The 25,259-nt window shown below is 52.1% G+C and carries 23 protein-coding genes; 4 read left to right on the top strand and 19 right to left on the bottom strand.

Features of this window, described 5'->3' with window-relative positions; translation table 11 throughout:
* Positions 1–4: 4 nt before the first annotated feature.
* Both IE055_RS04220 and IE055_RS04215 read left to right on the top strand, forming a co-directional pair.
* Positions 5–487 (top strand): (2Fe-2S)-binding protein, encoded by a 483-nt coding sequence (locus IE055_RS04220; protein WP_189398730.1) that lies wholly within the window; start codon positions 5–7, stop codon positions 485–487.
* Complete coding sequence (locus tag IE055_RS04215; protein WP_189398729.1) at positions 484–2,763, top strand: xanthine dehydrogenase family protein molybdopterin-binding subunit; 2,280 nt, start codon at positions 484–486, stop codon at positions 2,761–2,763. Before IE055_RS04220 ends, IE055_RS04215 begins: the two co-directional genes overlap by 4 nt.
* Before the next feature lie 48 nt (positions 2,764–2,811).
* Here the strand turns inward: IE055_RS04215 and IE055_RS04210 are convergent, their stop codons facing one another.
* The 12 genes from IE055_RS04210 to IE055_RS04155 all read right to left on the bottom strand — a co-directional run bounded on the left by IE055_RS04210 (position 2,812) and on the right by IE055_RS04155 (position 17,023).
* Positions 2,812–5,244: a zinc-dependent metalloprotease gene (locus IE055_RS04210; RefSeq protein ID WP_189398728.1), complete on the bottom strand. Its 2,433-nt coding sequence runs from the start codon at positions 5,242–5,244 to the stop codon at positions 2,812–2,814.
* 122 nt (positions 5,245–5,366) lie between these two features.
* Complete coding sequence (locus tag IE055_RS04205; protein ID WP_229794127.1) at positions 5,367–6,857, bottom strand: Na+/H+ antiporter NhaC family protein; 1,491 nt, start codon at positions 6,855–6,857, stop codon at positions 5,367–5,369.
* Positions 6,858–6,893: 36 nt separating this feature from the next.
* Positions 6,894–8,603 (bottom strand): BatD family protein, encoded by a 1,710-nt coding sequence (locus tag IE055_RS04200; RefSeq protein WP_189398726.1) that lies wholly within the window; start codon positions 8,601–8,603, stop codon positions 6,894–6,896.
* A gap of 25 nt (positions 8,604–8,628) precedes the next feature.
* Positions 8,629–10,536, bottom strand: coding sequence for a vWA domain-containing protein (locus IE055_RS04195; protein WP_189398725.1), 1,908 nt, complete (start codon positions 10,534–10,536; stop codon positions 8,629–8,631).
* On the bottom strand, positions 10,526–11,536 hold the full coding sequence (locus IE055_RS04190; RefSeq protein WP_189398724.1) for a VWA domain-containing protein: 1,011 nt from the start codon (positions 11,534–11,536) through the stop codon (positions 10,526–10,528). Before IE055_RS04190 ends, IE055_RS04195 begins: the two co-directional genes overlap by 11 nt.
* Positions 11,529–12,056, bottom strand: coding sequence for a DUF4381 domain-containing protein (locus IE055_RS04185; RefSeq protein WP_189398723.1), 528 nt, complete (start codon positions 12,054–12,056; stop codon positions 11,529–11,531). The genes IE055_RS04190 and IE055_RS04185 overlap by 8 nt, the downstream gene beginning before the upstream one ends.
* An 8-nt stretch (positions 12,057–12,064) precedes the next feature.
* Entirely contained in the window at positions 12,065–13,036 is a 972-nt protein-coding gene (locus IE055_RS04180; protein WP_189398722.1) for a DUF58 domain-containing protein, read from the bottom strand.
* Between the two features lie 34 nt (positions 13,037–13,070).
* A complete protein-coding gene (locus tag IE055_RS04175; protein WP_229794126.1) occupies positions 13,071–14,027 on the bottom strand; it encodes an AAA family ATPase in 957 nt (318 codons plus the stop codon).
* Positions 14,028–14,213: 186 nt separating this feature from the next.
* Positions 14,214–14,423 carry a type II toxin-antitoxin system antitoxin gene (locus IE055_RS04170; RefSeq protein ID WP_189398941.1) on the bottom strand — a complete coding sequence of 70 codons (210 nt, stop codon included), beginning with the start codon at positions 14,421–14,423 and terminating at the stop codon, positions 14,214–14,216.
* 11 nt (positions 14,424–14,434) lie between these two features.
* Entirely contained in the window at positions 14,435–15,316 is an 882-nt protein-coding gene (locus IE055_RS04165; RefSeq protein WP_373299167.1) for an SPFH domain-containing protein, read from the bottom strand.
* Positions 15,317–15,442: 126 nt separating this feature from the next.
* Positions 15,443–16,525 (bottom strand): AI-2E family transporter, encoded by a 1,083-nt coding sequence (locus tag IE055_RS04160; protein ID WP_189398719.1) that lies wholly within the window; start codon positions 16,523–16,525, stop codon positions 15,443–15,445.
* Between the two features lie 45 nt (positions 16,526–16,570).
* Positions 16,571–17,023, bottom strand: a complete 453-nt coding sequence (locus IE055_RS04155) for a YybH family protein (protein WP_189398718.1) — start codon at positions 17,021–17,023, stop codon at positions 16,571–16,573.
* Positions 17,024–17,144: 121 nt separating this feature from the next.
* Here IE055_RS04155 and IE055_RS04150 point away from each other — a divergent pair, with 121 nt between their 5' ends.
* Entirely contained in the window at positions 17,145–17,369 is a 225-nt protein-coding gene (locus IE055_RS04150) for a hypothetical protein (protein WP_189398717.1), read from the top strand.
* A 42-nt stretch (positions 17,370–17,411) separates the two neighbouring features.
* Here IE055_RS04150 and IE055_RS04145 read toward each other — a convergent pair whose 3' ends face one another.
* From IE055_RS04145 to IE055_RS04130, 4 genes are all read right to left on the bottom strand, one after another.
* The gene (locus IE055_RS04145; protein WP_229794124.1) at positions 17,412–18,551 is read right to left on the bottom strand and encodes an alkaline phosphatase; all 1,140 of its coding nucleotides are present in this window, start codon (positions 18,549–18,551) and stop codon (positions 17,412–17,414) included.
* A 254-nt stretch (positions 18,552–18,805) separates the two neighbouring features.
* On the bottom strand, positions 18,806–20,896 hold the full coding sequence (locus IE055_RS04140) for a M13 family metallopeptidase (RefSeq protein ID WP_189398716.1): 2,091 nt from the start codon (positions 20,894–20,896) through the stop codon (positions 18,806–18,808).
* A 162-nt stretch (positions 20,897–21,058) separates the two neighbouring features.
* Positions 21,059–21,382 (bottom strand): MGMT family protein, encoded by a 324-nt coding sequence (locus tag IE055_RS04135; protein WP_189398715.1) that lies wholly within the window; start codon positions 21,380–21,382, stop codon positions 21,059–21,061.
* Positions 21,383–21,402: 20 nt separating this feature from the next.
* Positions 21,403–21,813, bottom strand: coding sequence for a DUF1761 domain-containing protein (locus tag IE055_RS04130; RefSeq protein WP_189398714.1), 411 nt, complete (start codon positions 21,811–21,813; stop codon positions 21,403–21,405).
* Between the two features lie 162 nt (positions 21,814–21,975).
* On the opposite strand from IE055_RS04130, the gene IE055_RS04125 reads away from it, so the two are divergent.
* On the top strand, positions 21,976–23,100 hold the full coding sequence (locus IE055_RS04125; protein WP_189398939.1) for a M14 family metallopeptidase: 1,125 nt from the start codon (positions 21,976–21,978) through the stop codon (positions 23,098–23,100).
* A gap of 34 nt (positions 23,101–23,134) precedes the next feature.
* Here IE055_RS04125 and trxC read toward each other — a convergent pair whose 3' ends face one another.
* The 3 genes from trxC to IE055_RS04110 all read right to left on the bottom strand — a co-directional run bounded on the left by trxC (position 23,135) and on the right by IE055_RS04110 (position 25,109).
* Entirely contained in the window at positions 23,135–23,584 is a 450-nt protein-coding gene (trxC, locus tag IE055_RS04120) for a thioredoxin TrxC (RefSeq protein ID WP_189398713.1), read from the bottom strand.
* Between the two features lie 53 nt (positions 23,585–23,637).
* Positions 23,638–24,651, bottom strand: a complete 1,014-nt coding sequence (locus tag IE055_RS04115) for a type IV toxin-antitoxin system AbiEi family antitoxin (protein WP_189398712.1) — start codon at positions 24,649–24,651, stop codon at positions 23,638–23,640.
* Between the two features lie 173 nt (positions 24,652–24,824).
* Entirely contained in the window at positions 24,825–25,109 is a 285-nt protein-coding gene (locus IE055_RS04110) for a hypothetical protein (protein WP_189398711.1), read from the bottom strand.
* Positions 25,110–25,259 lie beyond the last annotated feature (150 nt).

The following is a 25,259-nucleotide window of genomic DNA, read 5'->3' as shown; positions in this document are numbered from 1 at the left end:
ACCTATGGTAACGCTTACCCTAAATGGACAGGAATTAACGCTCGACGCAGACCCAGCTATGCCACTCTTGTACGCGATACGTGATATTGCTCAGCTCACCGGCACCAAGTTTGGGTGCGGCATGGGCTTATGCGGTGCGTGCACCATACACCTTGACGGCCAACCCATCCGCGCCTGCGTCACACCCGTATCCGCTGCGACCAACAAGCATCTAACAACCATCGAGGGCTTAGCCACCGACGGCGTACTGCATCCCGTACAGTCGGCTTGGATCGAGCACAAGGTGCCGCAATGTGGTTACTGTCAAAGCGGTCAAATGATGAGTGCGGTCGCGCTGTTAAAAAACAATCCAAACCCAAATGACGACGACATCAACACCGCCATGCAGGGTAACATTTGTCGCTGTGGCACGTATCCACGGATTCGCAAAGCCATCAAGGATGCTGGCAAGACCATGCGCGAACACGATAAGGCGGTGAAATCATGAGTCATTTCAATAAATTGAGTCGTCGTGAATTTCTGAGCTTAACCGGGCGTGCCGGTGGCGTATTGATGCTGTCCACCACGCCAAGCGCACCAATATTCGCCGCCAATGGGGATGCGGTCGCTACGCCACCCGAGTCAGCACACCATCAGCTTGGTGCCTTTGTCAGTATTGATCAATCTGGTAAAGTCGACATCATCTGTCATCGTGCGGAAATGGGGCAAGGCATTTTGACCAGCGTACCTCAACTGATTGCTGACGAACTGGAAGCGAGCTGGGATCAAGTGAATGCCGTGCTGGGCAAAGCGGACCCAGCTTACGGCAACCAAAGTACCGGCGGTTCTGCCTCGATCCGTCGCTTTATCACCCAGATCCGCCAGATGGGCGCCGTTGCGCGTGTCATGCTGGAACAAGCCGCTGCGGACCGTTGGCAGGTTGATGTGGCGAACGTAAAGGCCAACAATCATCAGGTACACAACATGATGAACGGCGCCACATTCGGCTTTGGTGAATTAGCCGCTGACGCGACGAAACGTCCAATCCCAAAAGCAGACAAACTGGTTCTAAAGTCGACCTCCGAGTTCAAAATTGTGGGCAAAGATGTGCCCTTACAAGGCTTGCGAAAAATTGTGACGGGTCAGGCCACGTATGCCCAGGATTTACAACTTCCTGGCATGCTGATTGCCAGTATCGAGCGACCTCCCGTCGTCGGAGGAAAAGTCAAAACACTGGATGCTAGCGATGCTAAGAGTGTGCGCGGTGTCGTGGACGTGATTCAACTGAAACAGCGTCGTTTTCCCGTCAATGTCAATCCGGTTTCCGGTGTCGCTGTGTTAGCGACCAATACATGGGCAGCAATCGAAGGTCGTAAACGGCTTAAGATAAGCTGGGAGGATGGCGACAACGGGGCGCACGACTCCGAAACCTACAAACAATTGTTGATCGACAAAGTCAAGAATCAAGGCAAAGCCGTGCGCTCGGAAGGCAAGAACCTTTACCAGCACGAGTTTGATCCACAACGCACAGTCGAAGCGTGCTACACCTTTCCTTACCACCACCACATGTCGATGGAAACGCCTGCCGCAACGGCAATGATTAACCAAGACGGCAGCTGCACGGTGTGGAGTGGCACCCAAACCCCGCAGTGGGGCAAAGGGTTGGTGTTAGAAGAATTGGGGCTCGATCCGACCAAAGACGCAGACAAAGTTACGCTCCACAACACACTGATGGGCGGCGCTTTTGGGCGCAAAGGTAAAAACGACTTCACCCTGGAAGCTGTCGAGCTGGCGAAGGCCTCTGGCAAACCGGTAAAAGTTATCTGGAGTCGTGAAGACGATGTCAAACATGGCTTCTACCACGCCATCGCGGCCAATTATTTTAAAGCGGAATTAACCACAGATGGCGGCTGTGAACATTGGCTGCAGCGTGTGGCTTCGCCGCCGATCGCCTGGATTTTCGACGACAGCGCCCAGCACTTAGATGCGACATCACTGTCCTTAGGTTTTGCAGATGTACCATTTGACATACCGCACATGCAATTCGAAAACCCCGGTGTGGATACGCATGTGCGCATTGGTTGGCTGCGTGCAGTTGGCAACATTAATAATGCGTTCGGGCTCGGTTGTTTTGTCGATGAACTGGCCACCAAGGCTGGCGTCAGCACTCACAGTATGTGGCTAAAACTGCTCGGCAAGGATCGACTGTTCGATCCGCGTCTCGAAGGTTTTAAAGACTACACGCATTACGGAAACGAGAGCGCTGATCACTTGCTGGACATTGCTCGGTTTAAGGCCGTACTCAACGAAGTGGTCAGCAAAAGTAAGGCGGATCAAACGCTACCAAGCGGTCAGGGCTGGGGTATCAGCCTCGCGGCGAGTTTCAACTCGTACGCTGCGGCCGCCACCAAAGTAGAAGTACGCGACGGCAAAGTCACAGTTTTAGAAATGCACACGGCAATTGATTGTGGACTGGTGGTAACCCCTGATCGCGTCGTCTCTCAGATGGAAGGCGCAATGATCATGGCGTTATCGATGACGCTGGAAAGCGAGATCACCGTCAAAGATGGAAAAATCGTACAGAATAATTTTTACGATTACCCAGTCACCAGAATCAACAAAACGCCACCGCTACATGTGCACATTCTACCTTCAGACAAAGCCCCTGGCGGCGTTGGCGAACCGGGATTACCGCCTATTTGCCCGAGTATCGTGAATGCGATTTTCCATGCGTCTGGCACACGTATACGCGACTTACCAGTAAAAAAGACCTTACAAGTTTAGCGTCCTCAGACACTCTGAGCGCTCGCGACCCTCAGAGTGTCTAAACCATTAAATCGGCGACCCGGGCGGCATCGTTGGCACCGCCAACGATGGACGTGTAGAAGCCGGGTCCGCAGCTTCAAGACGAGCCAGTTGGTAACGCAAAACTGGATCATTATTTCGTTTTAATTTAGCCTTTAAATATTTGATTTCATTATCAATTATGGAAATTAATGCCGATTTCAACGTGACAGGAACGTCAGCACTGTGCAATAAATTCAGGTAATTTGTGTACACCAGATCAACCACGGATTCATGCACGGTTGCATCTAAGCCGCTTGTCGACAGATTGATAACACGTCGGTGGATTTCCTGCCCAAGTTCGGAGACGGATGGCATGCTTGGGTTAATAGCATGTTGTTGTTGCAATCGCATCAAGCGTTCCGGGTGTAGTAGCATGGCCAGACTGTGTTGTGCGCTTTTAGAGGCTAATGCAACAAAATCAAAACTGACACCGGTTTGACCGCTTATGGACTCGCGGCTGCGCGCATATTCCGCCGCCTTCGGCACCATCAATCCGCGTACGGATGCAGGCAAGGTCAAAAACGACGGCGTCAACGATTCAAGAATGGTTTGCATGGCCAACCGTTGCTGCGTGGCATCGACCGCCACTAACTTTGGTTGATCAATTGCGCCAGGGTCGCCCTTGCGTGCGTAGTCGTAATCCCATCCACCGATCGCCTTGGCAGCCGCAGTGAGTTGATATCGATGCGAGTAGAACACCGGCACCAGAATTTCCTCGAGGTCAGACCACGGGCTGCCCACTTTGAGATTCGCCGCACCAAAGCGTAAGAGTGCCTGCCTGCGCACCTGATACATCCGTGCTAGTTCGGCAACCGGATCGGCACCGTTGTCCCACAGACTGGCCCGAACATGCGGGCTACCTGGGCTGCGAGCATCTTGATCATTAATGTAAACAAGACCGCGATTATCAGTTGCCACCAACAGCGCTTCCAGAGCGTTGACTTCCGCCTCACCGCGCATCAACGCGCCCGAGTCAGCAGCGAACTCCTGATACCCGTAAGCAATCGCAGCTTTGTCCCATTCTCCGATGCCGACACCATAAGCGTTCGGCGCCACCACACGATCACCATCCAGTTCAAACACTGGGTGTGGATAATCCATGACCGACTCACGCCCATAGGTGCTGGCAGCAAAATTGTGCAATAGGCCGAGTGTATGCCCGACTTCGTGTGCCGATAATTGACGGATGCGGGCCAGCGCCAACGCCATCAACGCGCTATCATCTTCTGACTCTGCAAATGGAGCCATCATGCCCTGCGCCAGTAAGTAGTCCTGCCGAACCCTGAGTGAGCCCAGCGTAACATGCCCTTTGATGATCTCACCAGTGCGCGGATCGGCCACGCTAGAACCATATGACCAACCCCGCGTCGCACGGTGCACCCATTGAATCACGTTATAGCGTACGTCCATGGGGTCCGCGTCGGCAGGCAACATTTTGACCTGGTAGCCATTCTCAAAGCCTAGCTCGTCGAACGCGGCTTGCCACCAGCGAGCACCATCAAGCAACGCAGAACGAACTGGCTCTGGTACGCCTGGATCAAGGTAATAGACAATCGGTTCACGCACCGGACTTTTACCTGGCCCGGGATTCACCTTCTGCAAGCGGTGTCGGCCTATGTAGCGCTGTGTAATGGGTTCGTTGATCGGCTGCGCATAGTCCATAAACTGCGTCGTCCAATACCCACTCTTGGGTAAATAGGCTCGCGGCTGATACCCATCGTCAGGGAGTCGTACGAAGCTATGGCGCATTTTGAGGCTAATAGCGGTGGGCTCAGGCACCGTGTCTCGAACATACTGACCCGGTTCGGAGCCAACGAGCGTAATCAGTGACTGAATTTCGGTGTTATCCGGAAAACTTGCAGTTCGGCTTGGGTCCACCGCAGAGCGCGCGGGGTCAACTTTATAGCCTTTGCCCTGTTGTTGCTGTTGCAAAATCCGACCAACGCCGTGAATGTCTTGTAAAGCGAACTCAGTGGCATCCACCAACACGGAATTGGTGCCCTGCTCCACGATCTCGAACCCCCACAGGACGGATGACGCGAATGCCTCTTCAATCGACGCCACTTCCATCATGTTATTCGTATGTGCTCGGTAACGCGTTGGGAGCTGTCGCAACAACAGCTTGTTGCCGAAGCGTTCAAATTTAACCAATCGCGTGTCGCTTAACTGCCCTCGATCCAGACCGACATCATTCGAGCCAAGGCCATTTGGCAGGCTGGTTTGATAAATAAACTCGGCATCTAGGTTGCTCACCTGCAAATACAGCTTACCGCTTGATCGATCCAATAGCAGTCCAAAAAAACCGGGTTGCAGTTGATCGGATTTGAGCGAGGTGGTGGCCGCGCTGAGTGGATTGATGGACAAGCACGCCAGTGAAATCAGCGCGAGCAACACAAAATGAAACACAGGTCTTTGCATGGTCATTTACCGGAATTGAGAATTGATATGGGGCGGCGTCTAACAGTGACACTGGGCACCATAACCCAATCCGCGATCACGTGCCAGACAGGCGGTTTTAGAAGCACGCGCACAATCGGAAATCACAACACGAGCAAACTAACCACCAGATACGTAATGCCAGCGAGTGTGGCCGCAATCAATGCGAGTGGTAACTGCGTATTAACGTGATCCATCAAATCGGAGCCACACGCCAGCGCCGACAGTATCGTGGTATCCGATACCGGCGAACACTGGTCTCCGAAGACCGCACCACCCAATATCGCGCCAAAACACAGCAGCAAGTAGGTCATCTCGGGGGCAACAGCCCAAGCCAAAGGCAACGCAATCGGGAACACCACGGCGTAAGTTCCCCAAGACGAGCCGATGGAAAACGCCACGATCATGCAAATCAGTAGCAACACACTGGGAAGAATATACGGCATACCACTGAGCACACCGGCTGCGATATCTATCACGAATTCGGCAGTCCCCAACGATTCGGATACGTCAGCCAAAGTCACCGCCAAGCCCAATACCAGCGCACCAATCGTCACGCCTTTGATGCCGGTCACCATCGCCTCAAATGCCGTCTGAATCGACATGCCCCGCAACACACTGGTCAAACACGCCGCCATCACAGCCATGCCGAAGCCCTCGAACACCAAGGGTGACTTGCCCAGCACAATAGGAATTATACAAAACCCCAACAGCACGCCAATCGGTACCAGAAAATCCAACACGGAGGGTTGATAACCCTGCGGTACCTGCGACGCCGTCAATTCTTTGGCAGCCATGGGGTTCGCGTTCGGCGCGTCCAGTTCACCACTAACCTGGATTCGCTGCACCACGCTTTTCATTGGTGTGCCGAATAATGGCAGACGGTCGATGGCGAATAAGAAGGTCATCGAAACGGCAAACATGGCGTAAAAATTGAATGGGATTGCGGCTAAGAACAGACCAATCGCCACTTCTTCGTTGGGCACAATTGTGGATAAAGGCGCAATGGTAATCAGGCCGGCCACGTACACTGGCCAAACATTAAACGGAATCAAGGTGGCGACTGGAGACGCCGTAGAATCGACAATATAAGCCAGCTCTTCATGCGCTACGCCGTGCTTGTCGGCCACCGGTTTAACCGTGGTCCCAGCCAGCACGGTACTGATTGTACCGCCTTGATGAAAAAACACGCCCATGCTCCAGGCAAACACCTTAGCCGAAATGCGCGACTTAACCAGCCGCGTGGCCAACGTCTCGGCAAAGTGGCGAGCGCCACCGTTGCGATTCCACAAACCCAGCAAGCCTCCTAAAGCCCAAAGGTAAACCAGCAGAATCTGCGCGTACTTCTCGCTACCGAGGCTTGGCACCAGAAATGCATCAATAATATTGAGTTGTCCGCTCACCAAGCCGCCCGTCGCGACCCCGAGTAGTAGGGCCAACAACACGTTGCGCGTTAAAAAACAAATGCCAATAGTCACCACACTGGGTAACAACGACCACAAACCGTAGTGCGTGCCAGTTGGGTCAGGCCGCAACCCCCAAATCACCAGCGAAACAAGTAAGGCCAATCCAATACTGATACGTGTGGTGTTCATCATTTCGCTCTCTCGCGAGTCGCCTTCGCGACGCATCTATTCAGGATACAACGGTGGCAAGCCACCAGCTCGTTGCGTTTGACACTGCGATTTAGACACCAGTGCGGTGCGCACTTTGGAGACGGTGTCGGCAAAGTCAACGGCGTTGACCTCGCCCTGATCGCGAAATAGCACGCGATCGATTCCCTCGACCAAAGACTGTAAGTTGGTATCACCGCTGCGCTGCACCAGCATCTCAAGACTATCTCTGGCCGGCGCTTTAAGCGCGCTGCGCAACCAGGTCTGTAATACCTCGCGGGTAGTGGCAGTAATGGGTTGCCTGAGGTGCTGCTGTAACGCACTCCAAGCCTGAGCTTCTGAGAGGTGCACCGCTTGTGGTGGCGACAACGGACTTCCGGCCTCGTGCTGTTGTAGTGCGCTCACCTTTCGCTGCAACTGAATTAGCCTGTACATCAAGCCTGCGACAATCAGTGCCAGCACGCCAGAGATAAGCGGCCAGACACCAGCCGAGCCGGCTTGGGATGGTGCGTGCTCAGCCTCAATCGGATCAGCAGTCTGAGCGCCAGTTGCGTTTGCAGACTCACCGTCCGACTGCGTTCCAGACTTAATCCTGACCGATTTAGCCGGCAGAACGGCTACTTCCCAAACACCAGATGTGGTGTTGAACCACGGCAGACGGACTTCGGGCAGTATCAATTCACCAGCCTGTGACGGCACCAACGCTGCTGACTCGGTTCGCGTGGCGGTTACCCCCTCATCCGACGTCTCGTCATCCAGTTGCGGCTGATCCTGATAAACTTTGAATCCGTCATCATTTGGCATGGGCGACAACGGTGACACTCTGGCGCTGCGTTGCTGCTCAGCCTTGACCATCACAGTCCGAGTCAACGGCTGCCCGACCTGCCAGTCATCCAGCGACCCTGACCACGCTTCTGTCAAGACCACAGATTTGGCTGGCAACCATTGCGCAGAGGGTCTATCAACACGTGGCAACACGTCAATAGAGACCGGTTTGCTGCGCGCAATGACCTGCTCGCCGTTCATGCCGAACGCGTCAAACAAACTTCGTCGGCCGCCCATACGCCCGGTGTATTTGAGTTCAGGAATGGTGATAACACCGGCCTTTTCAGGAAAGATTGCGTACCGCAGCTCAACCACCTGTGTCGCAATACCGTTATCGAGCTGCTGAAACGTTTGCTGGCCTAGCGGCACGATCTCACCGCCCTCGATTGCCAACTGTGAACCACCCAAATCATTGAGACGCTGGCTGATTACCAATTGCACCGTCAGAATGACCTGTTGTTCTTCATACACTTGCTCGGGTTCGACCGACACGCTGACAGCAAGTGGCTGCGTGACTGCGTCGGAACCTTGGCTCGCCGCCGCGCTCACAACATTGATACTGATTGGCTGACTCTTTGCCGTACCAATCGTGAACGAGGGAATCGTAAGCTGCCCCTCACGTTTCGGTGCAAGCACGATAGACCAGCGCGTTGTCACACTACTCTGCGTAACGCCATTCACCATGGTGGTCGATGAACTGGTCTGAGGACTGATGCCAAGTACGTCAAAATCCGATCTCAGCTTTGCCGTATCCAGCGCAGAGGTATTAGCCTGGTTGTCGTAAGTGACCGTTAAACGCAATGTTTGGTTGATGGTTAGTTCATTGCGATCCACGGTGCTAACTAAAGACTGTGCCGCACCAATAAGCGGCCATGCACTAAAGCTGGCGAATGTGCATAGCATTAGAAGACGTGTCAAGTGGGGTAACTTAATAGCGCTGTTCATTATTCTTTGGTTGGCGATCCGGTTGCTGGCGCGCACGTAATTGAGATTGGTATTGAAATTTGCGGCGCAGCAGTCCACTTGGGTCGTCCTGAATACTGCGCAACCATTGCTCACTGTTTTCGCTCAGCGGGTTTTCCACCGTGGGCTGTTTCGATAAGTCGACTGATTGGTCCTGGGCTTGTTGGTCCTGGGCTTGTTGGTCCTGGGCTTGTTGGTCCTGGGCTTGTTGGTCCTGGGCTTGTTGGTCCTGGGCTTGTTGGTCCTGGGCTTGTTGGTCCTGGGCTTGTTGGTCCTGGGCTTGTTGGTCTTGACTCTGTTGGTCTTGACTCTGTTGGTCTTGACTCTGTTGGTCTTGACTCTGTTGGTCTTGACTCTGTTGGTCTTGACTCTGTTGGTCTTGACTCTGTTGGTCTTGACTCTGTTGGTCTTGATTCTGTTGGTCTTGACTCTGTTGGTCTTGACTCTGTTGGTCCTGACTTTGCTGGTCCTGACTTTGTTGGTCCTGACTTTGTTGGTCCTGACTTTGTTGGTCGAGCAGCTCCTCAATCACTTGCTTATTATGTTTCGCGTCATCGTGCTCAGGATCGGCTTCAAGCACACGTTGGTAGGCCTCCAATGCCGCCGTATAGTCGCCGTTAAGTGCCAGTGCATTTGCCTGGTTATAAATTGCCTCTACTCCCAATTGAGACGCCAACCCGGCAAACTGCTCAGCCGCTTTGTCATAATTCCCGGCGCGGTATTCAGCGATCGCAGCCCAGTCTGAGCGTTGGAACATATCAGCCGCCATCGCGTAATCGGAACGCGTATACGCGTCTGCAGCACGCTGATCGGCATTTTTCCACCAACTAATGGCATTCTCCGCACGCACGGTTCCCGGTTGTATCCACAGGATCAGTGGCAACAGGTAAATCAAACCGCGTCGAAAACAGTATAAGACGATCGGCAAAATCAATAACACCAACCAATGACCAAGATCCTGCCACTGATGCCATTCTACAGCCCGCTCAGTGGCTTCGGCGTCCGGTTGTTCAGCCAAGCTGGCGCGCACCAAGCTATTAATGTCTTTGTCGTCAGCCGTGATGCGCTGAAATTGACCACCATGTTGCTTAGCCAGCTGCCGCAGGAAGCCGGCATCGATCGAAGTCAAAACGATTTCGCCATTCGCGCCCTGTACAAACCCACCTTGTGGGCGTGGTATCGGTGCGGGCGCTGAACCACTTACACCGAGTATCGATAAGCTGAATCGAGAACCGAGGGTATCGCGAATGGTTTTTGCAGCAGACTCGGCCACGCCATCCGTGATTAGCACTAGGTCGCCGTCAACGCGACCAGCATCTTTCAAAAGACGAACCGCAAGCTGGACCGCTGCCTCCACATTGCTACCTGATACCGGCATTAAGCTCGGCTCCAATGCGGGTAACAACGCTTGTATTGTCGCCGGGTCGTCGGTGAGTGGGCTGACCGTGTGTGCCTCACCGGCGTAGGCCACCAAGGCGGTTTGCCCGTCCACTCGGGCGCGTAAAAAATCAATGATTTTAAATCTCGCACGCGCCAGACGATTGGGTAGCAGATCTTCCGCCAGCATGGAGGGCGACAGATCAAGAATTAGTACGGTGGCTTGCGTATTCTCGATTGTTGGCACCGCTTGCTTACTGAACGTTGGCCCCGCCGCAGCTAGCACCAACAGTACTCCGGTAAACCCAGCTGCACGCGAAAACCACACCGGCAACACGCTCGCTTCAGTAACCATCAGCGCCTTAACCACCATCGGCGGCAAATACCGTTGCCAACGACTTTGTTGCGAGCGTCGACCTGCATACCAGTAAGCCATAATTACCGGCAAACTCAGCATCAACCATTCTGGACGGATAAAATGAAAATCACTCAGCATCGCCGACTACCTCGCGTAACACACCTCGGAATGGCCATTGATAGCTAATAAACAACAATGCAGACAACACCAGTGCCACTAGCAAAATCCAGTGCGTCAAACTGATTTGCGGTCGAAACGTCTGTTCTTCAGGGATTGGTTCCAGCGCATCCAATTTTTCGTAAATCGTATTCAGTTCCGCTGGATTGCGAGCACGAAAAAAACTGCCGCCAGTTTGTTGTGCGATGGCAGTCAGCGTGTCTTCATCCAACTCATTGCCAACCGGCACCATCCGCTGACCACCGAATGCACCGCGTACCAGCCGCATCTCTGCGCCTACGCCGATGGTATGAATGCGAATACCCGCTTCTCTCGCCACCGCTGCCCCCGCCATGGGATCTGTCCCAGCGGTATTTGCGCCGTCAGTTAGCAAGATCAACACCCGGCTCTCGGCCGGACGGTCCCGTAGGCGCTTAACCGCCAAGCCAATGGCGTCACCGATCGCCGTCGCGCCGCCCGCAAACCCGGGCTGCGCCTCGTACAATTGCTGGGCCACGGTATTCCGATCATGGGTCAATGGCGTTTGTAAATAGGCCTGCTCACCAAACAGAATCAAGCCTAGTCGATCACCGACGCGTTGTTGGACAAAGTCCCCTACCACGTACTTTACCGCGTCAATGCGTTGCACATATTGTTGATCAAACAACATATCGGCTTCGCGCATCGATTCCGAAATATCCACCGCCAGCATCAAGTCGCGTCGATCCTGCGCTAATTGGATTGGCTCACCGTAAAGTACCGGTCGCGCGACTGCCACCACAAGCGCGCTCCAGAGCAACCAGAGCAGCGCACCACGCACCACAGGCCTCGGTTGCCCTGTCGGTGCAGTGAGCGAGCCGACCAGTCCATAGAATGGTACGCGAAGCGCGCCGGCCGCACTATCGCTTGGAGGAAGCGCAACGCGCATCAACAGCGGCAGGGGCAGTAACACAAATGCCCAGGGCCAAATCCAGCTAAGCATCCCGCGCCTCACGGAGCTCATGCCGATTAGAATCTACTGAAAGCTTAGCAAACCAGTTCACAACCTCCTGATGCAGCGGGTCGACATCAACCCGGTCGGATGGTGACTGATACAAGCCGAAGGCCAGCGCGTGGCGAGTGGATTCGGACCATGAATCCAAGGGACTAATCTGGTCCAACGCCGCCAACCACGACTCACCGGTTAATTTTGCGACGGACGAGAGCGCCTGCCCTAATAGAAATCGCTTTAGTGTGCTATTCACCGCGCGCAAATATTGAGTGGTATCTTGATGTTGTTGCCAGCGTGCATAGATTCGGTCGAGTTCATTAATGGCAAGCTGCTTCATCCTCGGATCACGGCCTTGAGGTCTCCGCTGCCACCAAAACACCAGCGCCAGCAGCATGGCGACAATAAGACCAAGCAACAACCAATAACCCGGCGCTAACGGCCACCAACTCACCGGCTCCGGCATGTGGACGTCGCGAAGTTGCTCGAGTAATTGCGGCGCAGTATCAGTCATCAAACCCCTCAATCCCGGTATACGGAGCCCAAGATGCTGCGGGCTTTGATGGCGGTGGACGCGGTCAGTAATCGCGCTCGCGCTCGCTTAGCCGCTGTATGCAGTGCATCTTCTCGTTCACTGACCAGCCGTTGATACTGTCGCTGCAGGCCCGCAGTCCAACGTATACGAGTGTGGTGCTGTCCATCACTGATGCGCAGATCACCGTCAACGGGCAGACTCAATTCAAACGGGTCATAAACCTGTATCAACGTTACGTCTGTGTGTCGTGCTAGCGTGCTGAGCGCTTGCTCAAATTCCGCACCTAAACCATTGAAATCACTCACAATAAAAACAGCCGTGCCAGGCCGTGTTATACGGCGACACTCGGTTAATGACTGCGCTAAACTGAGTACCGAAGCAGGCGCTGCGCCGGACTCCATTCTGGGTGTGGGAGTTAACAACGCGTGATTCATCGCCACACTGTGGTGTAAGAATTGCAGGACCGCCGATTTGTGCCGCTTGGCGCGGCAATCCAGTTCCCGACCTTGGCCAAGCACCTGACCTCCGACGCGATCGCCCCCGTTGAGAGCAGCCCACGCCAATGCCACTGCCAACTCCGTCGCCAGTACCGACTTAAACTGTGTCTCCGAGCCGAAAAACATGCTCGCCCGTTGATCGAGAATAATATGACAAGGACGCTCCCTGTCTTCACAAAATAGCTTAGTAAACGTTTCACCCGTGCGCGCTGAGACTTTCCAATCAATGCTGCGAATATCGTCCCCGGCTTGGTAATGGCGAACCTCTTCAAACTCCATGCCCCGCCCTCGAAACCGAGATCGCGTCGCACCGAGCAACATACTACGAGCGGCGGAACTCGCAGCCAGATTCAGCTGCTGCGCCCAATGACGCGAACACACTAACCGTGCGGGATCGACAATCACACCAGCATGCATAAATTCGTCTGAAGTCGCAGATTGGGGGCTTTTCGATGCCAACATAGGTGATCAATCGTGTGGTGTATCGAGTGGAGAATTAAGCCACGGGAACACGGTTCATTAACTCTGTGATAACCTGATCAGTGGAGATACCATCGGCTTCGGCCTCGTATCGCAAAATCAAGCGATGACGTAGACAATCATGCAGCACCGCTTGGATATCATCTGGCGACACGAAATCCCGTCCGTTTAGGTACGCATGCGCACGCGCACAGCGATCTAACGCGATCGTGGCGCGCGGGCTAGCCCCGAATTCAATCCAACCGGCCAAATCATCGCCGTACTTCTGCGGTGTTCGCGTCGCGAGTACGAGCTGAACTAGGTATTCGTCTACCGACTCGGCCGTGTGCAATTGCATTACCGCCTGACGTGCGTCAAAAATACATTGCTGCGAAATCTGGCTCGCGGGTTTGGCCGAGCCACCGGCCAATGCTTCACCACGCGACAAGGCCAAGATGGATTTCTCAGCATTCACGTCGGGATAACCAATGCGGACGTGCATCAAAAATCGGTCCAATTGTGCTTCCGGCAAAGGATATGTCCCTTCCTGCTCGATCGGATTCTGAGTCGCCATCACTAAAAACAACGGCGGCAATTGAAAGGTTTCTCGACCAACGCTGACTTGACGCTCCGCCATTGCTTCCAATAACGCCGATTGGACCTTGGCTGGTGCTCGATTAACCTCGTCGGCCAGCACCAAATTGTGAAAAATCGGGCCTCGTTGAAAACTGAAGCTCTGCGTTTCCGGTCGATATATCTCCGTGCCGGTGATGTCCGATGGCAATAAATCAGGCGTGAACTGAATGCGGTGAAACTCACCTTCGATACCTTCCGACAGACTTTGGATCGCCTTAGTCTTAGCCAATCCTGGCGCGCCCTCGACCAAAAGATGGCCGTCCGCGAGTAGCGCGATCAATAAGCGCTCAACCAATCCTGGCTGCCCCAAAATCTGGCCATTGAGCCAGTCCCGTAACTGTGCAAATTCTTTCAACACGATCGTGTAACCATTCCTATAGATAAAGTGACACCGCGTGCGACACTCTCTTCGCAGCATGGCGTTCGTCGTTGTAAAACTGATGACTGACTTTGCTTTTTATAAGCAGATTTGACGATATTTCAATTACAATTTTGACATAAAGGATGGCCCAGATGTAGACACCAGGCACAACTGCCGTTGCAGTCAGTCTGACTCGTCGGTATCGACCTGCATTTGCTCGACTTCAGTCACGGTTCGCTGCACAAGTTTTATCCGCCCAGCCTTAAGCAAGGCGTCGCGTAACAGGTACTCGATCTGCTGATTAACACTGCGCAAATCGTCGTCGGCCCAACGTTGGAGCGCCGCCAGTACCTGCGGGTTAATTCGTAATGGGTACGCTTTTTTTGCCACGATCAAGCTTCAAGTTAATACAGCGAACCGCTGTTTACTACCGGTTGAGCTTGCTGTTCACTGCAAATTACCACTAACAAGTTGCTCACCATACTCGCTTTACGTTCATCATCCAATTCAAAGTTGTGGTCTCGAGCAAGTGAGTCCACGGCATCGGTCACCATCTCAACCGCCCCTTGCACGATGATTCGGCGCGCAGCCAAGACAGCGCCAGCCTGTTGTTTTCGAAGCATCGCCTGCGCTATTTCAGTAGAGTAAGCAAGGTGTGAAATTCGCGCTTCAATCACCTCCACACCGGCCTTATTGAGCCGCTCCTGGATTTCCTCTTTCAGTTTCTCGGCAACCTCAATCGGATCACTGCGCAGTGACAATGATGCATCATTACTTTCATAGGGATACTGGTTGGCTAAGTTGCGCAAAGCTGACTCGCTTTGAATCGTAACAAAACTCTCAAAATCATCAACTTCAAAAAACGCCTCCGCGGAATCGACTACACGCCACACAACCACCGCAGCGATCTCAATCGGACTACCGACAGCATCGTTGACTTTCATCTTACTGCTCTCGAAGTTGCGCACCTTGATCGAGACCGGCGTGCGCCGATGCAATGGGTTTGACCAGCGCAGGCCGGTATGATTATCCGTTCCCGCGTAACTGCCGAACAGTTGCATAATTTTGCCTTCGTTGGGTGCCACCATAAACAGACCAAACCAGCAAACCGCAAATACCACTGCCGCCACGATGCCACTCAACAACAGTACAAAGTCGGGTGCTGACCCGCTGACAACTGCGGTTTTCAATGTCGAAAACACCAACCAAATTGTACCTGCTTGGAGTACCGCCAATATCAAAATCGCAAGGTATCCGTTTAAAGTCCATGCTCGCTTTTGTTTAATCATTTCAGTCATCCTCACGTAGCCCAACAGTTGGTCATTAAATACAATATACTATTGATATCATTTTGATATCTCACAAGCAAGCTTTTTGCATACGATTTCGTGTTTCAGACTGATTCAATTTGTTCAGGCGTCGGGGTTTACGCTTTGCTCGTTGCCATCATTGAACAATTCACTTTCCTTGTAATGACCAACCGCGTGACGAATTAACACGGCCAATACCGCAGAAACAGGTAGCGCGAGCAATACGCCGACGAACCCGAACAGATGCCCCCCGGCTAATACCGCAAATATCACGGCGACTGGATGCAAACCTATGCGATCGCCAACCAGCCAGGGCGTCAGCAGATAGCCTTCAATTAGTTGCCCGATACCGAATACCAACGCAACTTTCCAGAGCGCAACCCAGTCTTGGTACTGGGCGACAAACAGAACGCCAGCCAAAATCACGCCGACGGCGGTCCCCAGGTAGGGGATAAAACTCATAATCCCGGCCACCAAGCCAACCAGGAGAGAGAATTGCAAACCAATAATTGACAAGCCAAACGCATAGATCGTTCCCAAGCCAGTCATGACTAAGAATTGACCACGCAAGAAGGCGCTGACCATTGAGTCCGACTCAGTTGCCAGTTCTTTAACTTTGGCCTTCAACGCGTGCGGGATCAACTCATACAATCGAGCTACCAGCAAATCCCAATCGCGCATCAAGTAGAACGTGATCACCGGCGTCAATGTCACGAACACCACGCCACTGAGGAGTGCACTGCCGGATTTAAACACCGCCTCCAATAACCCCTTGGTTGCGCTACCCGCCTCTGGTAAATAGGTTTTGGCCACATCTTTAAAGTTAATCGCATCTGCATCCACGCCAAAGTAAGACGCAATTTGTGTCGCCGTGTCATCCAGCCATTCGCCATACTCCGGCGCACGTTGGGTCAAGGCATCTAGCTGATTATGTAACATGGGCACCAGCAACAATACCAGCAGCCCAATCACCACAAAAATAGCCAAAAACACCAGACTCACGGCCGCACTGCGTGACAATTTTAAACGCTCAAGCTGATCCACCAAAGGGTCACCGAGATACGCCAACAGCGCCCCAAAAATAAACGGCGCCAGCATCGGTGATAAAAAGTACACCGCCAGCACCGTACTCAGGCTAACAGCGAGAAAAAACCAGACTCGGGTTTCACGTCGAAAAATTGGCATCATGGTCTCGGAAAACGTTGGATAAATAAATGGGAACTCGGCACGCTATTCAGTTGGTAACAAGGTATTTTGATCATGCTGGAGATACCAGCAACCATCGGATTCAGGCGCGAACAGCATACTCAACAAAAATGGATCACCCGGTTTATTAGGCCGATCAACCGACACCTCATACACTACGATTCCCCAGTGATCACGCACATCGCGGCGAACCTCTCTGGTATTAAACTGCCATGTGGAATCCGCAAACCACTCCCGGTGCATCGACTCAATAGCAGACGTTGACCGTAATCGTGCGCCGTTGGGCAAGATCATAAGCTGATCATCACGCGGCGCAAGGGTTTGCATGTATGTCACCAAATCGCGTGTTTTGACAGCCGCCAAATGCCGTTCGACCACATCGGAGAACGAGCGACCACAAGCCTCCGCGGCGTTGCTCATACGTGGCAGAACCGCCAATAACAAACTAAAAACAACAATTCGCAATATCGTGTTCATGCACCCGTCTCCTGATTAAATCGGTGGAAGCCTACGCTTTGAAAACATCGCGTAACCTATACTGCAAGCATTGGAATCACGTTTCAAACTTTTCGCACCCGAACTCCGCATAAATCAACTCATGGCTTTTGAACTCCACCATTCCTCAGTAAAAGCGTTCTTAGTACCTAACCACAGCATGGTCACGATTAAGCTTCGCGGCGAAGAGCACCCTTTGAGCAATTGGCGTTTTCGTGGCTTTGATGACGATCAACTGTTTATTTTAATCACCAAAGAAAAACGTTCACGCTGGCTCCCTGTCAACTCGATCTCTTTTATTGAACACGTTGACGAGGAACAGCAGTAAACGGCGTCAGATGCGAATCTCGGCCGCGCGTCAGGCAAAGCTTTATTTGTCTAACGCCAAAGCTTGCATCATTTTTGCGTGAATTTCGTTGTTGTCGTACACACCTGCAAACAACTCCGACCCAGGGCCGTAAGCGAATACCGGTACCATTGCCGACGTATGGCCGTGACTGGCAAATTGACGCCCAGCTTTCGTGTAGGATGTTTTACCGTCTTCACCGGGTTCGCCAGCCAGCGTCAAACCACCAGTTTCATGGTCCGCGGTTACGATTACCAACGTGTTTCCATTTGCTTCGGCGTAATCCAAGGCCTTACCGACCGCTTCGTCAAAGTCAATCAGTTCCGAGATCACGTAATCAATCTTATTCTCATGACCGCCCCAGTCTATTTGCGAACCTTCTACCATTAAAAAGAAGCCTCGCTCGGTGCGTGAACGTAAATGTGAAATTGCGGTTGGAATCGAACGCGGAAGAATATCGCCGCGCCCCTTCAAAATCGGATCGGGATGACCGTCAGCGAGAAAATACCCAACCTTGCCTTTGGCTTTGCGTAACTCGGCCAAACTATTCACGAAACTGAAGCCTGAAGTTTGCATTTCCTCGATCAGGTTCCGATCATCTGTTTTTCCGTTATTCGGATCAGTCCGATTCTCAAAGTGCTTACGACCACCTCCGATAAACAAATCTAACGGCGCTTTCTTCATATCCGCAGCAATTTGGTAGTAGTTCTGACGGCTGTCTTCATGCGCGTAAAAGCTTGCTGGCGTTGCGTGTGTGATGACCGAGGTTGCAATCAAGCCGGTGGCATAGCCCTTATTTCCCAGTAATTCCAGGATCGTTTCACGTGCACGTCCGTGCTGGTCGACACCAATAGCACCATTGTACGTTTTAACGCCGGTCGAGAAAGCGGTAGCACCCGCCGCTGAATCAGTAATTTGCTCTTTGGCACTGCGTGTCTTACTCAGACCAACCACCTGAAAACGCTCCATCTCGAGCTTACGGCTATGCTCTTCGATGGCGGCTGATATTTGAGTTAATCCCATGCCATCGCCGACCATCAGGATGATGTTTTGAGTGGTACCTGGCGCGACATCCGAAGGGAGTTGCGATTGTTTAGCGGAGTCCGATCCGCAGGCGGAAAGCGACAAAGCCAGAGAAAAGGTAAAGAATTTTTTGATCATCATGGTGTTAAATAAAACGTAAAGATTAAGCGTTAAAGTCAAACGCGTTCTAATGCGCTAAGAGCATAGCCGATTTACTAGGCAAATAGGTAGTAAACCACGGTCATTCCGCACTACACAAAGTGCCTAAAAGTAACCTAACCCAAATGCATTGCAATGACATGACAGTCACGGCCAGTGTAAATCAAACAACACCGTCGAACAGTAACAAAAAAGCCACCCGATCTGGGTGGCTTTTTTATCTATCTGGGTAACAATTACCAGATTTTGACACGCTTTTCCGGCGGCAGATACATTGCATCGCCCTTCTTCACATCAAAGGCGGCGTAGAACTCATCCATGTTCGACAAAGAACCAAGCGCACGAAACTCACCAGGCGAATGCGGGTCCGTCACAATACGGTTGCGCATCGACTCTTCGACGATCTTGGAGCGCCAAATTTGCGCAAAACCCATAAAGAATCGTTGATCACCCGTTAACCCATCGATTACCGGAGCTTCTTCACCGTTCAAAGACGCTTTATAGGCTTTATAGGCAATGGTCACACCGGATAAATCACCAATATTTTCACCCAAGGTCAGTTCGCCATTAACATTAACGCCTTCAAAGACCTCATACCCGGCGTATTGCTCAATTAAGTTTGCGCCACGCTTACCAAATTCTTCGAGGTCGGTCTCCGTCCACCAGTTTCGCAGGTTGCCATCAGCATCGTATTTGCTCCCTTGATCGTCAAAACCATGCCCCATCTCGTGACCGATGACAGCACCGATTCCACCGTAATTGGCCGCATCATCGGCTGACATATTGAAAAATGGTGGTTGTAGGATTGCCGCTGGAAACACAATCTCATTACGAGTTGGGCTGTAATAGGCATTCACCGTTTGCGGCGTCATACCCCACTCCCATTTGCGAATCGGTCCGCTCAGTTTATCAAGTTCTTTTTGTTCACTGACCTTGCGCGCACGCATGATATTACCAACCAGGTCATCGGCCACAATTGTCAAAGCCGAGTAATCTTCCCAGCGATCTGGGTAACCAATTTTAGGTGTGAAGGCGGCCAATTTCACATGCGCAGCTTTCTTGGTATCGTCAGTCATCCACTCCAATTGATCAATACTGTGGCCGTAGGCCGTGCGCAGATTCTCCACTAACTCCGTCATACGCGCTTTAGCTTCCGGTTTAAAGTGCTTGCTCACGTATAGCTTGCCAATGACTTCGCCCAAGTTGCTATTCACGACCGCCACGCCGCGCTTCCAACGTGGACGTTGCTCCTGTCGTCCTTGCAACTGCCGTGAGAAGAAGTCGAAGTCTTCAGCATCAATCTCGGACGGTAAGTAGCTGGCGAACGCGCTAAGCGTATGGAATTTTAGATAGGTTTTCCAATCTTCCACTGAAGTCGCCGCAAAGACCTCGCCAAAACCTTGAATGAAACTTGGTTGATTGATGATGATATCTTGTTGATCAGCGATGCGTTTAGCGGTCAGGAATGCCTGCCAGTCAAAAGCATCCGTCAAGTTGGCTAGATCCGCGGTAGCGATCTTGTTGTAACGCTTTTCACTGTTTCGGCTTTCCACCCGGGTCCAGTGATGTTTCGCCAGTTGGGTCTCCAAATCCATAATGGTTTTGGCGGCCTGATCACCGTTGTCAAAACCAGCTAAAGCAAACATATTCGCAATATGGGTAAGGTATCCGGCGCGCAGCTTTACAAACCGTTCGGCGTCATTGACGTAGTAGTCTTGATCGGGTAACCCTAAACCGCTTTGCCAGATATGGGCCGCATACCGAGAAGACTCTTTCGCGTCGATTGACACATACGTTATCAATGGGTTCTTTATACCCAAATACCCGTACTCACCGAAAAAGGTCGCCAGACCCTGTTTCGTTTGGATACTGTCGATTTTTGCAAAAATTGGTTTTAGCGGATCTATTTCGACAGCTTCAATGGCTGCACTGTCCATAAACGAACGATAAAGATCCGCAACTTTCTGCTCATCACTGCCCGCTTCGAGCGCTGGCGTTTCCGCCAGTTCCGAAATCAGTTTTTTAACGTCTTCGTCGGCTTGATCACGTAGATCATAGAACGAACCGATAGACGTTTTATCGGCGGGTATCTCGTTATTCTTAAGCCAAGTTCCATTGACGTACCGATAAAAATTGTCCTGTGGCCGCACAGTTTGATCTAGGTTCTCAAGGCTGATACCAGAAGTCAGTGTCGATGTCTCAACAGCAGTAGAATCGACGGTTTCAGACATGGCAGAAATCGCTTCTGACGGGGTAGGATTGGATTCGCTGCAGGCACCCAGCAACAATAAGGGCGCACACAGGGCACCGGTGATTATTTGTCTCATGAAATTTCTCAAGTGTGGTGGTTAAACGTGTTCAATAATTCAGACGATTGACAAGGCTGCATCCTCGCCAAATTGCTGACGATCCTATCTAAGATGCCGGTATTCACGAATTGGTCGCGTAAAGTTTGGTGTTTTTGCGAATACACTGCATGCGCATTCAATTTACAGGCAGTCAACTGGCGGCAGCCATTGATAACGTTGTAATTCAATTCTGCCGGCACAATCGAATTCAATGCCCTCGTCCTCGAGGAGCATGCGTTGATACGCTTCGTAATCCACTACGGCCCTGCGACTGACTTCGCCTTTGGCATTGACAACACGATGCCAAGGCACATCGTGCCCAGCGGGCAAAGCGGATAGTGCGTAGCCGATCTGCCGTGCGTGCCTAGGACGCCCGATCAGCTGCGCCACCTGTCCATAGGTCACCACCCTGCCGGACGGCACCGCACGAACCACCTCATAAACCTGGGCATAGTAGCCCGACACGGCGACCTCAGACTGGTCGATTAAGTTAAGGCGGCGTGCACTGCTCCCATAGCCGCGTAAAAGAGTAACCAGTAGCCAGCATCAATAAAAAATAGGGTTTTACTCTTTTGCGAAAACAAGTAATTCGTGCCGATGGCTGGCAGAATAAACCCGGCTGCGATGCCCACCGCAGTCAATACTTTGACTGAAAAGGATAAGTTAACTGCATAACTGGCAAACGTATGCGCCAAAGTCCAAGAGGCGAGCAAGCTGAACGCCAGGGCTCCGCCATATATCGCCGCCATATTGCCACTGCGAATTTGCGCTTCGCTCAGGCCCACCGCGCCCATCCATTTCTTACCCATGATCGGCCCGTACCAGATACCACCAACCACAAATCCCATGACCGCCGCTGCCAAAACAGCAACCCAATTCACTGCTAATAAACTCATATGCCATCCTCCGGATAATTTTTGTTATCCCGTCAGTGTACTCCGGCGCCGAACCAAAACCAACGTAGACTTAGGCAAGAATTTTCGCAAATCCAATGAGAAACGAATACACTAGCCGCTCTGAACTACGCCACTTCCATCACCGATTTAATTATGAGTTCTATACAGATTTCCACTCAGTTTGACGCAGGCAGCATTGACGTACTCGACAGCGCCGACCCAAGCAATGTGCAGCTAGCTCTCAAAAAAGACAATGCGGCAGATTTTTTACAATGGTTTCACTTCCGTTTGGAAGGGACGGTTGGGCAAACGGGCACGATCCACATCACGAATGCCGGAGAATCCTCATACAAAGGGGGCTGGCCGGATTACAACGTCTGCACCTCATGGGACCGGCAATCCTGGTTCCGCTCACCTTGCCGCTACGAGAACGGCGTTCTGAGCTTTGATTATGAACTGCAACAAAACAGTGTTTACTTTGCTTACTTTGCACCCTACAGCCACGACCGTCACCTGGACTTACTGGCCTGGGCACAGGGCGACACACGTGTTACCAATGAAACATTGGGGCTAACGGTCGATGGCCGCGCCATGAGTATGCTCAAAATTTCCGCGACCGCCGAACCGACACACAAAGTTTGGATGATCGCACGCCAACATCCTGGTGAGACCATGGCCGAATGGTTTGTCGAGGGTTTTCTGCATACCTTGCTGGATGAAGACAATCCGCTGGCGAGCAAACTATTAAAAACCACGGCGTTTTTTGTGGTTCCCAACATGAACCCGGACGGCGCGGCACGCGGTAACCTGCGAACCAACGCAGCTGGTGCTAACTTAAACCGCGAATGGTCGACGCCATCCACGGCAACAAGCCCAGAAGTGTTCTGGGTCCGAGAGCGAATGCTGAAAGAAGGCGGCGACCTGTTTCTGGATATTCATGGCGATGAAGAATTACCCTATAACTTCGTCGCCGGATGCGAAGGCAACCCTGGATACGATGCACGTCACGCAGCCTTGGAAGAGACCTTTAAAACAAGCTATATGGCCATATCACCAGACTTTCAGGATACACACGGCTACCCTAAAGATGAACCTGGCAAGGCGGATATGCGTATCGCAGCGAATTGGTTAGGCGAACAGTTTAAGACCTTGTCGTTCACCATTGAAATGCCGTTTAAGGACAATGCCGATTTGCCCAATGAATTGACCGGATGGTCGCCTGAACGCAGCGCACAACTCGGCTCAGACGTGTTGTTTCCGATCAGTGCGGTGTTATCAACGCTGTAAACGGGTTTGATTGAAGCGAGATTGGCGGCGTCACCTAGCGGTTTGCCGCCCTAACGCCCTGTTGCGCCAACCATTGCTGCAATTGCGTCGATGACAGCGCACCACTCACGCGTGCCGCTTCCCGCCCGTCACGAAACAGTATCAAGGTTGGAATAGAACGAATTTGCCAGCGCGTTGCCAGACTCGGATGGGCTTCTGTGTCTAATTTTGCTAACCGCAGATTCGGCTCATATTGACCAGCCGCCTGCTCAAACACGCTGGCAAAACTGCGACACGGCGCACACCAGGGTGCCCAGCAGTCCACTAGCAGCGGCAATTGATTGTGCTTTAACACGGTTGCGGCATTAGCAGCGGTCAGAGTCATGGGGCGACCAATAAACAAGCGAGTTTTGCACTTGCCGCATTTTGGACCATCGGCCAAGCGCGCCTGTGGAATTCGGTTGCTGGATAAACATTGCGGGCAACTTACAGTCAATGTACTCATACACAACCTCGCTTCGTGGAAATAGTCTTAGCCTAGCGAAAATACTGAGCGAATCAAGTCAGATAGTCGCTCACTAACTCGGTTGCCAGTTTACGCACGTCCGGATCCCAGGTTTCCATCAAGCTGGCGTAATTGATTAATGGGTGCGCATACTGGCTAAACAAATTCGTGTCGCTCATCTGGCCCCAGAAACGACTGTATACATCCACTCGGACGCACTGCGCCGACTTGGCACTGGCAACGTCACTCAGCTTGAGTTCACGCACAAGTTTGTCACGCTTAAATCTACCCACGTATATTTCGCCACTGGCCGGCTGAAAACCAGGGAACGCGCCAGCTAACGCTAATTCACCGCCCAACACTGCCTCATAGCGCCCCAAATCAATCGACTTCCACCAATCAGCGTGCCGACAATAATAACTGCCCAACAGATGTTTCTGTTTTAGGTCAGGAAACGCATCGACCCATTTTCTCAGCAACAATTCGCGATCCAGCCAACGATACTGATTACCATGCGACCGGATAAATCCCTGGTTTTTCAATTCGCGCAGAACCCAACCAATGGTCCCCATGGACACACTGGCATGGTCTGCAATACTACGATAACTGGCATTCAAGAGATTGCCATCGGCCAGTAGCGCAAGAATGACTTTGAGTCCGGTTTCAGTAAAGAGTTTACTGCCTCGATCGGCATCGAATCGCTCTTTAGGCTTCTTACCTTGAATCAGCACATAGATCGGTGGAATATCAAGATAGGCGTTACCGACGTTGTCTAGATAGTTAACATTTGCGGCACGTAACCGTGCGCCTTCCTCATCGGAAATATAATCACAAATCAACAACTTATCGTAACCGGAGCGAGTCTCCTGGCTCAATTCCTGAATCAGATTTCGAGTTCCACCTGAGGTCGCCCATTCGCGCAGTTCAGCTAGCAAGCGAGCATTGGAATTATCGAATTGAATTAAGGCACCGCCAACAGACGCATCGGTTTGACTGACCTGTGCAACCAAGCCAGTATGAAATTGCAATTGATTGAGTGCCTTGACGGTGATAGTACGCGTGTTCATGGCGTAGATATAACAGGACTCGAACATCAACTTAGTTAAATAATGTCCATCTCTGGATAGCGAAAGTCGCACCAGAAACACGCGGGTCAAGCGTGCGCTGGTGCGACAATCTCCGGTTGACCACCTACCCTATAATCGGGCCAACCGGCCTACTAGGGCATTGACCTTTTTTGTCACTCATCCCCAACGGCGTCAATATCAACTTCGTTTTGACGTTTGAGGTTTTCTTCCAAGTCTTTCAGCACTTTATATTCCTCGTTACTTAATGCCGAACGCTCTGCATCGGTCATCTCAGATAACAACTTGGCGGCGTGCTTTACCTCGCCTGTACGTGGATCGACATAGCGTCGATCTTCGGTATTCGGCGCACCTGCGGAAGCAGCATGGGCTCCAATAAGTGTTATGGCGGCCAGCGCTGCTGTGGCTAGATGGCGTTTCAGTGGGATTGTGGTGTTCATACTTACCTCGCATTACTTAGTTAGTAGGGTCGACTGCCAAGAACGACAGTGAGAACGAGTGTACGTCGCGAATTTGGGACGTGAGCTTGCCTGACCTTTCTGTAACGAGACATTCGTCAATTATTAAGGCCCGTTTAGCTGAATCGAATT

The organism is Arenicella chitinivorans (genome assembly GCF_014651515.1).
In the GTDB taxonomy this organism is placed as follows: Bacteria; Pseudomonadota; Gammaproteobacteria; order Arenicellales; family Arenicellaceae; genus Arenicella; species Arenicella chitinivorans.
The sequence above is the reverse complement of the archived record's forward strand: the minus strand, read 5'-3'. Positions and strand labels throughout refer to the sequence as shown.

Excerpts from the sequence above, each read along its gene's own strand:
- IE055_RS04220 (WP_189398730.1), top strand. The coding sequence starts at position 5 with ATGGTAACGCTTACCCTAAATGGACAGGAATTAACGCTCGACGCAGAC.
- IE055_RS04215 (WP_189398729.1), top strand. The coding sequence starts at position 484 with ATGAGTCATTTCAATAAATTGAGTCGTCGTGAATTTCTGAGCTTAACC.
- IE055_RS04210 (WP_189398728.1), bottom strand. The coding sequence starts at position 5,244 with ATGCAAAGACCTGTGTTTCATTTTGTGTTGCTCGCGCTGATTTCACTG.
- IE055_RS04205 (WP_229794127.1), bottom strand. The coding sequence starts at position 6,857 with ATGAACACCACACGTATCAGTATTGGATTGGCCTTACTTGTTTCGCTG.
- IE055_RS04200 (WP_189398726.1), bottom strand. The coding sequence starts at position 8,603 with ATGCTATGCACATTCGCCAGCTTTAGTGCATGGCCGCTTATTGGTGCG.
- IE055_RS04195 (WP_189398725.1), bottom strand. The coding sequence starts at position 10,536 with ATGCTGAGTGATTTTCATTTTATCCGTCCAGAATGGTTGATGCTGAGT.
- IE055_RS04190 (WP_189398724.1), bottom strand. The coding sequence starts at position 11,536 with ATGCTTAGCTGGATTTGGCCCTGGGCATTTGTGTTACTGCCCCTGCCG.
- IE055_RS04185 (WP_189398723.1), bottom strand. The coding sequence starts at position 12,056 with ATGACTGATACTGCGCCGCAATTACTCGAGCAACTTCGCGACGTCCAC.
- IE055_RS04180 (WP_189398722.1), bottom strand. The coding sequence starts at position 13,036 with ATGTTGGCATCGAAAAGCCCCCAATCTGCGACTTCAGACGAATTTATG.
- IE055_RS04160 (WP_189398719.1), bottom strand. The coding sequence starts at position 16,525 with ATGCCAATTTTTCGACGTGAAACCCGAGTCTGGTTTTTTCTCGCTGTT.
- IE055_RS04155 (WP_189398718.1), bottom strand. The coding sequence starts at position 17,023 with ATGAACACGATATTGCGAATTGTTGTTTTTAGTTTGTTATTGGCGGTT.
- IE055_RS04150 (WP_189398717.1), top strand. The coding sequence starts at position 17,145 with ATGGCTTTTGAACTCCACCATTCCTCAGTAAAAGCGTTCTTAGTACCT.
- IE055_RS04145 (WP_229794124.1), bottom strand. The coding sequence starts at position 18,551 with ATGATGATCAAAAAATTCTTTACCTTTTCTCTGGCTTTGTCGCTTTCC.
- IE055_RS04140 (WP_189398716.1), bottom strand. The coding sequence starts at position 20,896 with ATGAGACAAATAATCACCGGTGCCCTGTGTGCGCCCTTATTGTTGCTG.
- IE055_RS04130 (WP_189398714.1), bottom strand. The coding sequence starts at position 21,813 with ATGAGTTTATTAGCAGTGAATTGGGTTGCTGTTTTGGCAGCGGCGGTC.
- trxC (WP_189398713.1), bottom strand. The coding sequence starts at position 23,584 with ATGAGTACATTGACTGTAAGTTGCCCGCAATGTTTATCCAGCAACCGA.
- IE055_RS04115 (WP_189398712.1), bottom strand. The coding sequence starts at position 24,651 with ATGAACACGCGTACTATCACCGTCAAGGCACTCAATCAATTGCAATTT.
- IE055_RS04110 (WP_189398711.1), bottom strand. The coding sequence starts at position 25,109 with ATGAACACCACAATCCCACTGAAACGCCATCTAGCCACAGCAGCGCTG.